The organism is Streptomyces pluripotens, assembly GCF_000802245.2.
GTDB lineage: Bacteria > Actinomycetota > Actinomycetes > Streptomycetales > Streptomycetaceae > Streptomyces > Streptomyces pluripotens.
In genome coordinates this window covers 5,612,786-5,625,223 of sequence record NZ_CP021080.1, presented here as the reverse complement: position 1 = coordinate 5,625,223, position 12,438 = coordinate 5,612,786, and the positions used below count along the sequence as shown (strand labels likewise).

The window sequence follows — 12,438 nt, the reverse complement described above, 5'->3', positions numbered from 1 at the left end:
CTCTTCGGGAACGGCCGCCCGTGCTCATCTCCCGTAGCGCCGCTCAGGAGTGCCTGCGGAGCCCCTTTCGGCCCCCGGAAGCCTGCCCCCAGACCCGCACGACGTCGGCGATGCGCGTGTAGACGCCCGGGCTGCCCGACCGCCCACAGCCGCTGCCCCACGACACGAGTCCGATCAACCGCCCTCCAGCCACCAGCGGCCCACCGCTGTCCCCCTGGCAGGCGTCGGGCCCCCCAGCGGGCTCACCGGCGCAGAGCATGGTGTCGGCCCGGTAGGTGCCGTCCGGCCCGCCCGGATAGGCGCGCACGCAGAGGTCGTCGGGCAGCACACGCACACGTGCCGCGTGCAGCCTGCGCGCGTAAGCGCCACCACCGGTGGTGTCGCCCCACCCAGACACCAGAGCCTGCGTGCCCGGCCGATAGGACGGATCCCCCGCACCTGCCATGGCGACCACCGTGCTCTCCGGGAGCGGCTCGGCGAGCGTGAGTACGGCAAAGTCACCGGAGTTGGTCGCCGCGTCGTATCCGGGGTTGACCCAGGCGTCCCGCACCGCGATCTCCTCCCCCTCTCCGGACAACAGGTCCGTGCGGCCCGCAATGACCCGGAGGTCGCGCACACGGTTTGGTGGCGCACCCAGAACCTCCCCGGCCAGACAGTGGGCCGCGGTGAGCACGGCGGTCCGCGTGACCGCCACGCCGCCGCAGAACTGACCCGCCCGTGTACCTCCGAACCGGTCACGACTGGCCAGCGCGACCGTCCAGGGGGCGCCGGAGACGTCTATCGGAAATCCTCCGACCACCACACCACCGGCGGCCGCCGGGGCCGCCGTCGACAGGGGTATGGCGGTCATGGCAGCTGCCAACACCAGCGGCCGGATCAGTGCCTGGGCAACGGAACGGCGCATGAGGCTCCTCACTCTCGGATGTTTCCTGGACACCCAGAGTGATCCATCTCGCCGCCGCCCGCAGCACGAAGGCCCGGCCCCCCGAGGGGAACCAGGCCTTCGTCGCGGTTCAGCGCAATCTAGTCGAGGTAGTCGCGCAAGACCTGCGAACGCGACGGGTGGCGCAGCTTCGACATGGTCTTGGATTCGATCTGTCGAATGCGTTCGCGCGTCACGCCGTAGACCTTGCCGATCTCGTCCAGGGTCTTCGGCTGGCCGTCGGTGAGACCGAAGCGCATGGAGACAACGCCGGCCTCACGCTCGGACAAGGTATCCAAGACGGAGTGCAACTGCTCCTGCAGGAGCGTGAAGCTGACGGCGTCGGCGGGAACGACGGCCTCGGAGTCCTCGATGAGGTCACCGAATTCGCTGTCGCCGTCCTCACCCAGCGGGGTGTGCAGCGAGATGGGCTCGCGACCGTACTTCTGAACCTCGATGACCTTCTCCGGGGTCATGTCGAGTTCCTTGGCCAGTTCCTCCGGGGTGGGCTCACGGCCCAGGTCCTGGAGCATCTGGCGCTGCACGCGCGCGAGCTTGTTGATGACCTCGACCATGTGCACCGGGATACGGATGGTGCGGGCCTGGTCGGCCATGGCTCGGGTGATCGCCTGGCGGATCCACCAGGTGGCGTACGTGGAGAACTTGTAGCCCTTGGTGTAATCGAACTTCTCGACCGCACGGATCAGGCCCAGGTTGCCTTCCTGGATGAGGTCCAGGAAGAGCATGCCGCGGCCGGTGTAGCGCTTGGCCAGGGAGACCACCAGACGGAGGTTGGCCTCCAACAGGTGGTTCTTGGCACGGCGGCCGTCCTCGGCGATGATCTCCAGCTCGCGCTTGAGCTTCGGGGCAAGCTTGTCCGAGTTGGCCAGCTTGTCCTCGGCGAACAGACCCGCCTCGATGCGCTTGGCCAGCTCCACCTCCTGCTCGGCATTGAGCAGGGGAACCTTACCGATCTGCTTGAGGTAATCCTTGACCGGGTCGGCGGTAGCGCCGGCCGCGGCGACCTGCTGCGCGGGGGCGTCGTCCTCGTCCTCGTCGGACAGGACGAAACCCGCGTTCTCGGCGCCCTCGGGCTCGTCGGCGACCTTGCCGTCTTCAAGGACCTCGTCCTCGAGGACCTCGGCGGCGTCCTTCTTGGCGGTGGTCTTCTTGGCGGCCGTCTTCTTGACGGCCGTCTTCTTAGCAGCGGCCTTCTTCGCGGTCGCCTTCTTAGCAGCGGCCTTCTTGACAGGCGCAGCTTCCTCGGCGGAACCGGCCGGGGCCGCGGCGGCGGACACCGCGGGGGTGGCCGGGGCAGCGGTGGCCTTCCTAGTGGTCACCGCCTTCGCCGCGACCGTCTTGGTGGCGGTGCGCTTCGCCGGGGTCTTCGCTGCGACGCTCTTTCGGGTGCGCTTGGGCTCTGCGGCACTGACCATCAGCGTCACACCCTCTTCCTCAAGAATCTGGTTGAGGCTGCGCAGTACGTTCTTCCACTGAGTGGCCGGAATCTGGTCAGCTTCGAAGGCCCGACGCACATCGTCGCCGGCGATCTGCCCCTCAGCCTTTCCCCGCTCAATGAGCGCCATGACAGAGACGGACTCGGCGATCTCCGGCGGGAGCGTACGGGATGTGCTGGCCGACACGAACAACCTCTCGGAACGTTGGAAAACGGCTTCCGGCACCGTCCGTGGCGGACGAGAGCCGACCACCGGCCTGGGAGTGGGCCGACGGCGCGGGCGGGGCCGGGAAGATGCACAGCGCCTTGTATGGCATCCGTATTCCCTCCGCGGCTGTCACCTCTTAGGTCATCGTGCTGTTTCCACAAGCGTTACGCCCAATCTGCGTGGCCCGAGTCACACCCCGTAAGGAGTTAAAAGCGATCAAATATGGATAGACATGGTCACCGATGGTATCGTCCCGATCACACTCGCGACCCTGGCGCCCGTCGCGCCCCCGGATTCCGCAGGACACCAGCACATCCGGCGGAATCCGGCGACGGCATCCCCCGACCCCGGCTTCGCCCGGAGAACACCGAGGACGCCGCGCGTGCGCGACCACATCGCTTCGCCGCGATCAGTGCTCGCGCGGCGCGGGAACCACGCGCTCCACCTCGGGATGGACCGTGAGCAACTGACGCATGGCTGTCTCCGCCGCCGCACCGTCACCGGTGCCGAGGGCGTCGACGATGCGCGCGTGCTGCGCGAGAGACGCCTCGTTCGGCCGGTCACAGCCCGTGACCGGGCCACCCGAGACCTGAAGGGCGGCGGAGACGATGCCGGACAGGTGCTCCAGCATCCGGTTGCCGGCGATCTGAATGAGCAACCCGTGGAATTCATTGTCGGCGCGTGAATAGGTCAGGGCGTCACCTTGCGCCATGGCATGGCTCATGACCTCGACCAAGTCGCACAGACGCTGCTGCACCTCCTCGCGCCCATGCCCGGCTGCGAGACGGGCAGCAAGCGGCTCGATCATCCATCGCAGCTCGCTGAGCTCTCGGCGCTGATCGTCGCGCTGGGGCCCGAAGGCCCGCCACTCGATGATGTCCGGATCGAGGAGGTTCCAGTCGCTGACCGGACGCACGCGCGTGCCGACGTTGGGCCGGGCACTGACCAGCCCCTTGGCCTCAAGGACACGGAGCGATTCGCGGACGACGGTGCGGGAGACCTCGAAGCGCTGGCCGATCTCCTCGGGTACCAGCGGCCGATCCGCCCCCAGGTCACCGGAGACGATCATCTGCCCCAGCTGCTGGACAAGCTGGCCGTGCAGTCCGCGCCCGCGGCTGCCCGAAGCACGCCTGCCGACGCGGCCCAGCTCCTGGTCCGCACCGTCCCAGGAGGGCACTCCGACGCGATCGGCCGCGGGGGCCTCTCCGTAGGGGTAGCGGTCGAGTTCGCCCGGGCCGGCCAGACCTGAATCGGCGGAGCGGGCGGCGGTCATCATGGTGTGCGCAAGGGTACTCACGGATCCTTTGTCGGCGCCGCCCCCAACTCCCTTGAGGGCTTTGGTGAAAAGCACACGAAAGGGTGATCGCTCACCCCGTCGCAATTGACGCCTTATCGGAAAGAAATGGCCTTTCTGTGGGGAGTTGTGCGCACAGCGGGTCCAGAAGCGAACGAGCCGTCGTCACCGGCCCCTGGAACGCAGCATCGTGACCAGATATGCGCAGAGCAACGCGCCCAACGACAACGCCAGTGCCTCGCCCATGGGTTGAGCAACCACGTGGGCCGTCCCGATCAGGTAGCGCTCCCCGCCGAAGGGCCATTGCAGCAGGAATGCCTCCCGCATCCGCGTCAAAAGCCCTGCGGCCACCCGCGTACCAGGGCCCTGCAGCACCTCGTGCACAAACGGCGCTACGACGACGGGCACGGCGAGGACGGCGGCCAGCCCGGCCGTGGTGGACCGGAAGACACCGCCCGCCAGTACACCGACCCAGGCGCAGCAGGCCACGAGGCCGAACCAACTCGCGCACGAGGAAAGCCACCCCCCGGGAACCTGCGACAACTCCCGCCCGTAGACGATGTAGAGCACCTCGGCGTCGCAGCCCACGGCGAGGAGGGCCAGGAACAGCGCGATGGTTCCGGAGACAAGCAGTTTCGCGACCAGCAGTCCCAGCCGCCGGGGCACGGTGCCCCGGTCCGCCGCCAGGGCGGGGTGGCGGAACTCGTCCCCGAAGGACAGCGCACCGAGTAGCCCCGCCGCGAGCGCCGCCGGCGGTAGCGGCAACTCCCCCGGCCATGCCGCAAAGAGCCGTGCCTGCGGGGTGTGGCCGAGCCGGGCCAGCACGACGGCCACGAGCGCGGACACCAACAGCGTGACGCCGCAGACGAGGAAGTCGGTACCGACTCCTACGGCACGCCGGATTTCGTAGCGCAGGGGACGGAGGGGGGTGGGCGCCGGACGGACGGAAATGGGGGGCGGGAGGAGGGAAAGGGTGTCGGGGCTGCGGACCCCTTCGGGTCGTGGTGCGCGGCTGGGCCGCTGCTTGCCGGGGCCCGGGGTCCTGGCGCCGGGAAGGCGGGTGCGGGTGGTGGAGACAGCGGCTGGAGGAGGGGTCGCACCGTCGACCTGTGAGTGCGGAGGCTCAGTGAGCCCGGTGTGACCCGTGTGACGGGCATGAGCTGGCTCAGACGGGACTGTCGCGTTGACGGCCCGGCTGCCGTCGGCCCTCGCGAGCGCCTCGCGGGGGCGTGTGTCGGCGCCGATGCCGGAGAGGCCGGCCCCGTACGCCGTACCGTCGGCGCCGTCGGCCACGGGGGCCGGCGACAGTTCCCGGTCTAGGCCGTGGTGCCTCTCCGCGACGTCCGGCGCTGGCGGGCGGCTCGGGTCCCCGGTCGCCGAGGACCGCCCGTGACCGCCGGCTCGCCCCTCTTCGGCCGAGGCAGAGCCGGCAGGAATCAAGCCATCGGGGGTGAAGCCGGACGCGGCCCGATCGCCCATCGGCGAGCCTTCTCCGGCGGTGTGCTCCCGCTGCCCGGAAGGACCATCTGACGTCACCAGGTTTCGATCCGCCTGCGAAGCATCTGGCGCCGGAACGCCCGGGGTACCTCGCTCCACCAGGCAAGCACCGGATGCGGTGCGTTCCGGTTCCCCCGGCGATCCGTCCTGCGCGACCGGCTCATACCGGGTCGACCGCTGCTCCCGGCCGGCCCCCGTTCCGCCGTCGCGCCCGGCACCCGCACCGGGCCCCATGTCGCCCACTTCGTCGGCGAGCTGGTGGACGAGAATGCCGTGGCGGAACGCCGTCTCCCCGATGTCGGCGGTCGTCGTGCCGTACACCGAGAGGCGGTTGCCGCACTCTCGCACGACCTCCACCGAGCGACGGGTGGTGCGGGCCTCCCTGGCGAGCAGAGCAGCGAGGCGTGCGGCGTGAGGGCTACGGACGGCCACACGCGCCCGCAACCGGTTGCGGGCGAATTCCTTGGCGTCCTGGTCCGCGACGAGCCTGCCGCCGTCGAGGGTGACGATCCGGTCGGCCGCGCGTGCAGCTTCCTTCGGATCGGCCGTCGTGACGAACACCGTGCCGCTGTGGTCGGCATGAGCCCGCAGCATGCCGTACAGCCACTGCGCCTCACGGGCGGAGAGACCTGCGGCGGGCTCGTCCAGGACGAGGGTGTGCGGGTCGGGCAGCAGGGCACAGGCAAGTCCCAGCCTGCGGTCCATCCCCCTCGACAGCGCGCCGAGGCGCTCCTCTCGGAGACTGACGAGACCGACCACTTCTAGCACCTCGTCGGCGCGTCGGGCAGGAACTCCGGATGCCGCGCAGAGCATGCGCAGATGACCGCGGACCGATCGGGCCGGATGTCCTGGTACGTCCCCGAGGAGCACGCCGACTTCCCGCGAGGGGTGGGCGATACGGTGCAGGGGCCGTCCTCTGAAGCAGGTGACACCACGCCCCTGTTGCAGTTCGAGCATCAGCCTGAGCACCGTCGTCTTTCCCGCGCCGGCACTCCCGAGCAGCGCGGTGACATGTCCGGCACGCGCCTCGAAGGAGACATCATCAACGGCGGGCGGTTGTGCCTTGCGGGGGGCGCTGGTCAGTCCGAAGGCCTGGATCACCTTCAGCAAGATAGCGCCATATGTCCAGTTTTTTCGGGTATCGGTCGTTTTGCTCTTCGGCGTCGCGCGGGCTCGCCCCTCTGCGTCCGCCATCCGAGGCAGAAGGGCCCGACGCATGTGGCAGCCCCGCCCGCGATCCCGCGACTGCCGGGATCGGGACGCGTCAGACCTCGGGACGCAGCATCGGCGGGTTGAGGAGGGGCGCTCCGCCGGCCCGGAAGAGCTGAGCAGGCCGGCCCCCCTGACGCGTCGTGGTCCCCCCCGTGGGCACGAGGAATCCAGGAGTTCCGGTGACCTTGCGATGGAAGTTGCGCGGGTCGAGCGCCACGCCCCACACCGCCTCGTACACCCGGCGCAACTCACCGACGGTGAACTCCGGCGGGCAGAACGCCGTGGCCAGCGACGAATACTCAATCTTGGACCGGGCGCGTTCCACACCATCGGCGAGAATCTGGGCGTGGTCGAAGGCAAGCGGTGCGCGAGGCTCGCCCTCACGGGCGTACCCGCCCCGGTGGAGCAACTCCTCGACGGGTACCCAGCGCGCATTGCTGGCGTCACCGCCTGCACGCGGTGCGGGTAGATCAGGTGCGAGCGCGAGGTGCGCGACGCTGACCACGCGCATACGAGGATCCCGCTTGGGGTCACCGTACGTGGCAAGCTGCTCCAGGTGGGCCCCGTTGTCCTGGGCCGGAACGGAGGGATCGTGTGCGCGCAACCCAGTCTCCTCGGCCAGCTCACGCGCCGCCGCCTGGGACAGATCCTCGTCAGCCCGCACAAAGCCGCCGGGCAACGCCCAGCTTCCCTGGAAGGGGGGCTCGCCCCTGCGCACCGCCAGCGCGCACAGGGCATGACGGCGCACGGTCAGCACGACCAGGTCCACGGTGACGGCGAAGGGCGGAAAGGCTGACGGGTCGTAGGGCATGTGGCGATCATAGTCGTCTTCCTGACGATAAACACTCCCTCCCCGACCCACGGCATCAATGGCGGTTGCGTTCCGTTGCGTCGTGGGACGCCGCTTCGTCTCCCGTTCAGTGTCGCCGTCGCCCCACAACGGCACATGCGCCCGTTTGCAGAAGGTCAAACTCCCTGTTTTGCGAGGTCACACGCCCAGTTGCAGACCATCCGCCGCGTCCTCGACCATGGCGAGTCCGAGTCGGCTGACCCGTACGGCGAAGGGCGCCCCTGCGACGCGCAGTGCGGTCAGGCCGAGTTCACCGAGGGGGGCACTGCGCACGGGACGCAGGGTGACGGAGCGGGCGGGGCTGTCGGGACGGATGCCCACAAGAGCGGTGAGCACGAGGATCACGGAGGCCGCGGCAGTGGCCGCGGGCCGGCAGGCCGCTGGGTGCGGCAGCGGAGCGCCACCGGCAGTTCGCTGCTCACCGGCGAACATCTCGGGCAGCCGGTGACCGAAGTGTGGCGCCGCTTCCAGCAGTCCTCTCAGTAACCCGGTGGCTTCCCTCTCATAGCCTGCACTGGCCAGACCTGCGACGGCGAGTGCTGTCTCGTGCACCCGCACGGCTCCAGTCCGATGGCCGAAGGGGTTGTACCCCGTCTCCTTGGCGCCGAGACCGCGCAGGCCCCAGCCCGCGTCCATGGCCGGGCCGCCGAGCAGTCGGGCCAGCTGTGCGGTCTGCACCTTGTCGAGCAGACCCGGGGCGAGCCGACCGGAACCGAGCAGACCGGTGTCGAGCAGGTGAACCGCCGCGGAGCCAAGGTGCGTCACGGGACGACCATCCGGCGCCAGCGCCGCGGCGGGACGCCCGCCGCCGCGGTCCTCGACCCAGAAGTCGGCACGAAAGGCCGTCCGCAAGGTCCCGGCCCACTGGCGTAACTCCGTGCCGCCCGGTCTGTGGTAGGTGTCGAGGAGATCGGCGCCGAGCAGTGCCGCGCGATACGCATGGGCCTGGGTCTCGCTACGGGCTGGGCCGCAGGGTTGCGGGTCAGGCAGGTAGGGGCCGTCGCCGACCGCTGTCCGCAGCCAGGTCAGGCAGCGTTCGGCCGCGGGCAGCAGTTCCTTCGTCTCCTGTTCCGCGAGGCCCCAGCGGCGGGCCTCGGCAAGCAGCACCGGGAAGAACAGTGTGGCCTCGGTTCCCGTGCAGCCCGGCGGAAGGAACGGGCCAGCGTCACGCCGTGGCCCGGGGATCAGACCGGCCCGGTGGCCTGGTCCGGGCAGCTGTGTACGGGCCAGGGCGCGCAGAGTGCCGGCGGCGAGTCGGGTGCCCAGGGGCAGGGCCATGCGGGCGGCGGCCAGGGCTTCGGCGGGGGCCATTCCGCAGCGCCAGGGCGCGCCGGCAGCGACGTAGGTGTCGGAGGGGTGCGCTGGGTCGCGCAGGAGCAGGGCCTGGAGGTCAGCAACGGCCGCACGCAGCAGTGGGCCCACGCGCGGATCATCACCGGCTGCCCGGGCAGGTGCGAGAGGACCGGCCGCGGTATGTCCCGCAGCCCGCAGCGGCCCGGCTCCGCCGGGTCGTACGCGCAGTTCGATGGTTGTCGCCCCACCGGGTGGCAGGTCGAGTTCCCAGCGCAGCAGTCCGGCGGACGCCAGGGCGTCGGTGGGCGCCGGGTTGGCGGTGACGCAGGCGGAGGCGTCGGCCGTGGCCCAGCGCAGGCCCGAGTCACGGACGGTGGCCGGGAGTTCGGGACCTGCCCGGCCGGTAGCGATGGTGCCGAGTTCGGCGAGATCCGTGCCGAGGGCGGCCTCCACGGGCAGGTGCAGGGGACGCAGGGAGGCGTTGCGGAGGGTGATCCGCTCGGTCCCGTCGGCGCGGCGTACACGCTCGACGACCACGTCCGGGTCTGGTCCCGCCGTAGGTGAAGCCCACACGGTCCCCACGAAACGTGCGCTGTCGGCACCGGTCATCCCAGCCTGCACCGCCAACGGTTCCCGACCGGCCACGCGGACCTGACACCGCGAGAGCAGGCGTCTGCCGCCCCGGTAGAACCCCTCCAGGCCCTGGCCGGACAGCTGCCCACTCTCGTCGGAGACGGCGAGGCCAGGCAAGGCGGTGCAGACCAACGCCGTGTGCGTAGGTGGCAGTCCAGGCGTCTGGCGGGCGCCCGGAGTGGTGTGCGGCGCGGGTGCGGAAGGCCGGCGCGACCGGTCGCCGGCCAGGGGCGGTCGGCCGCCGTGGATGACCGGGGACTTGGGATCGGCGCGCGGAGGAGTCGGCCGTGGGACGCCAGTGGCCCCCACTGAGGAACCGGCACCGTCCACCAGGTAAGGCTCGTACCTGCCCCAGGGGGGACGTCCGTCGTCGGCAAAGGGCGGGATCGGCTGCTCGTGCATGGGGTGGCTTCTTCTGCGCTCGGGGCACCTAGGTCGTGCTGGGCGGCCGGTGGGACTCACCGGGGGACGAAACGTGTGGGTGGCAGAGCCCGTCCGGGTACTTTCGCCACGCGGATTGAACGGGCAAGGACTCGTCCAGGTCACGGTCATGGTGTCCTGCCCATCGGACAGGGATTACCAGCCCCCGTACCTCCACCATCCCGGCCGTGGGCGGCAGCGCAGGATCGCCGGTTCCAGCCGCCCGTCCTCGATCGAGATCCCTGGAACTTCTGTCCACGGACAGTGGGACATCCGGGTGAACGGACCGCTCAAGTCCTTACTGGCGGACAGTTGATCTCCCCGTCCAGTACTCCTATTCGTCCCCTGTGCGGCGGTTCGTGCGTGCTCGGGAAGGCCGGGCCATTTGTGGCGGCTGCGCCACGCCCCATGTCAGTGGTGGCTGCGATGCTGGCGACATGATCCCTTGGAACCTGCTCGCTCTCGACAAGGCCCTGCGTGTCAGCTGGGCCTCCGACACCTGCTCGCCCGACGACCAGGCCGACTGGGAACCCGGCAACCCGGCCTGGGGGCACTGTGACATCACGGCCTTGATCGTCAACGACGTTTTCGGCGGCGATCTCGTGGTCGGTGAGGTGCGCCTTGACCAGACCCAGCATGGCTTCCACTGGTGGAACCGGTTGCCCAGTGGAGTGGAACTCGACCTGACGCGCGAGCAGTTCCAGCACGGACAGAGTGTCACGGCTGCTCGTGTCATCGAGCGTCCGCCGGGCCCGCTGCCCCGCCGCTGGGAGGAGTACCTCCTTCTGCGCGAGCGTGTCATCGAGCATCTCGGTTCGCTCCCGGAGCCTGCCTGAGGAGCTGCGATCAGCCCGTCTAGTTCAGCGGGACGACGTCCTGGCTGCTGGTGGCCCGGGTCAGCCGCAGCGAGGAGCGCTCGGCGAGGACGATCAGACGGAGGCCCTTTCAACCAGCGTCAAGACCGGCTCGGGCGGCGCACCAGACCTCCCGGCCACCGTCTGCGCGCCCGGGTTGCTCCCGGTGGGCACGAGTAGCCACCCGGCCGGCCGATGGGGCGTGCTCGCGTGAGCGGCGCTCAGTCCTCGCCCTCGGGCTCACGGTGCGAGCGGCCCGACGCGGCACCCCCGGTGATGTCGTCGCCAGTGCCCGCTGCACGCGTACGTGCGGCCCTGGTGTTCCGGGTGCCTGATCGTGAGCCCTCGGCGGCCCGTGACCACGGAGGGGAGCTCGCCGGCCGACGCCGTGCATCTGCAGGCCGAACGGCGCGGCCGCCATTCGCGGGACGTGCTCGACGCTGTCGCCGCACCCGCGTGCGCGCACCAGGTGCGGCCTTCCGACCGTGCTCCGCCCGGACACTCGGCCCGGACACCGGGGCCGGGGTTTCCGTGCGGCCAGTCCTCGCCGTTCGCGTCACGGGGTCCGGCCGCTCTGCGCTACGTGCCGATGTGTGTCCCGAACGTGCCGCGCGCAGGCACCGGCGGATCGACTCCGGATCGAGCCCGTCGTTGCAGGCCTGGTGCAGCAGGCGGGCGAAGAGGTAATCGGGATCCGCGCCCAATGCCATGGCCAATGCCTCGCGGGCCTCCAGCTCGTCGCCCGTCGACCAGGCGACCCAGCCGGCCAGGGTCAAGGGGGCGGCTGCGTGCTCGCTGTAAGGACCGACGCAGCGGCGTGCCAGGGAACGCCAGAGTCGCAGGGCGGGGCCCGCTTCCTCACCCTCCATCCACGCAGCCGCCTGATCACGGGTCGTGCGGTCCTGGAGCCCGAAGATCAGAGCCGCCGCTTCGTCGTGCCGGAGCAGGCGGTCGTCACGCAGGTCGGCCCGATGCGTGCCGGACACGGGCGCTGCCGCGGCGAAGCGGCGGATGATCCGCTCGGTGAGGGCGAGTGTCTCCTCCGCCACGTCCGTGCAAGTCGCCTCGTCGAGCATGCGGGGCATCAAGGTGGTCCCGGCCGTGTCCAGGGCGACCTCCTGCTCCAGCGTCCCGGCGGTCTCCCAGGGGCGCAGCCTGGCGCGCATTTCCCCGAGCGTGCCACGGACCTGAATGCCGGCGTAGGTGGCTGCTGCGGCGAGCACGGAGGTGCCGGGAAGGCCCATCGGCGTACCCCCTTCCGGACAGCAGCCCTCCTTCGGGCAGCAATAGCTCCAGAAGTGGCCGTCAGAGATGCACAGCGCCTCGATGACCGGAACGCCGAGGTCGCCACACCGGGTGCGCAGCAGGTGAGCCAGCCGCCCGAGTCGCCGTTTGACGTCCCGCCCGGATTCTCCCGGCGCCGGTTCCTGGCAGACGTAGGCCACCATCTGTTGGGGCCGGACGCCTCGCCGCCGCTCACTGCCAGCCACCAGCCCCTGCGCCAGTTGTCGTGCGGCCGCCTCCCAGTCCTCCTCGCTCGCGGGGATGCCCAGGCGCGCCCGCCCGCCGAACCTGCCGCGGCCCTCGTGGTCGTGGAGGGCAACCAACACCATGCTGTCCTCGGGCCGGTAACCAAGCAGGTAGGGCAGGGCGTCGGCCAACTCCGCGGGGGTGCGAAGGGTGACCTGTGTGTCGTACCCGGACGGCTCCTGTCCTGAGATGTCGCCGTTTTTGGATGGTCCGGTCGTTTCGCCGTGATTCGTCATGTGGAGACGATCTCGCGGATCCCAAAATTCCAC

Annotated in this window: 8 protein-coding genes; 1 reads left to right on the top strand and 7 read right to left on the bottom strand. The window is 70.2% G+C overall.

Translation table 11 applies throughout. The annotated features are described in order from the left end of the window. Nucleotides 1-43 precede the first annotated feature (43 nt). From LK06_RS25285 to LK06_RS25260, 6 genes are all read right to left on the bottom strand, one after another. Nucleotides 44-904, bottom strand: a complete 861-nt coding sequence (locus LK06_RS25285; protein ID WP_043405675.1) for a S1 family serine peptidase — start codon at nt 902-904, stop codon at nt 44-46. Between the two features lie 119 nt (nt 905-1,023). Beyond that, complete coding sequence (locus LK06_RS25280; RefSeq protein WP_039652580.1) at nt 1,024-2,565, bottom strand: RNA polymerase sigma factor; 1,542 nt, start codon at nt 2,563-2,565, stop codon at nt 1,024-1,026. A 430-nt stretch (nt 2,566-2,995) separates the two neighbouring features. After that, a complete protein-coding gene (locus LK06_RS25275) occupies nt 2,996-3,883 on the bottom strand; it encodes a FadR/GntR family transcriptional regulator (RefSeq protein WP_078859101.1) in 888 nt (295 codons plus the stop codon). A 162-nt stretch (nt 3,884-4,045) separates the two neighbouring features. Next, nucleotides 4,046-6,487, bottom strand: coding sequence for an ABC transporter ATP-binding protein (locus LK06_RS25270; RefSeq protein WP_174673937.1), 2,442 nt, complete (start codon nt 6,485-6,487; stop codon nt 4,046-4,048). A gap of 154 nt (nt 6,488-6,641) precedes the next feature. Next, the gene (locus LK06_RS25265; protein ID WP_039652531.1) at nt 6,642-7,400 is read right to left on the bottom strand and encodes an NUDIX hydrolase; all 759 of its coding nucleotides are present in this window, start codon (nt 7,398-7,400) and stop codon (nt 6,642-6,644) included. Nucleotides 7,401-7,577: 177 nt separating this feature from the next. Continuing rightward, entirely contained in the window at nt 7,578-9,767 is a 2,190-nt protein-coding gene (locus tag LK06_RS25260) for a glycogen debranching N-terminal domain-containing protein (RefSeq protein ID WP_234367499.1), read from the bottom strand. A gap of 455 nt (nt 9,768-10,222) precedes the next feature. Between LK06_RS25260 and LK06_RS25255 the strand changes: the two genes are divergently transcribed. Then, nucleotides 10,223-10,621 (top strand): YunG family protein, encoded by a 399-nt coding sequence (locus LK06_RS25255; RefSeq protein WP_039652532.1) that lies wholly within the window; start codon nt 10,223-10,225, stop codon nt 10,619-10,621. 239 nt (nt 10,622-10,860) lie between these two features. Here LK06_RS25255 and LK06_RS25250 read toward each other — a convergent pair whose 3' ends face one another. Beyond that, nucleotides 10,861-12,405: a DUF4192 domain-containing protein gene (locus tag LK06_RS25250; protein WP_052319071.1), complete on the bottom strand. Its 1,545-nt coding sequence runs from the start codon at nt 12,403-12,405 to the stop codon at nt 10,861-10,863. Nucleotides 12,406-12,438: the final 33 nt, after the last annotated feature.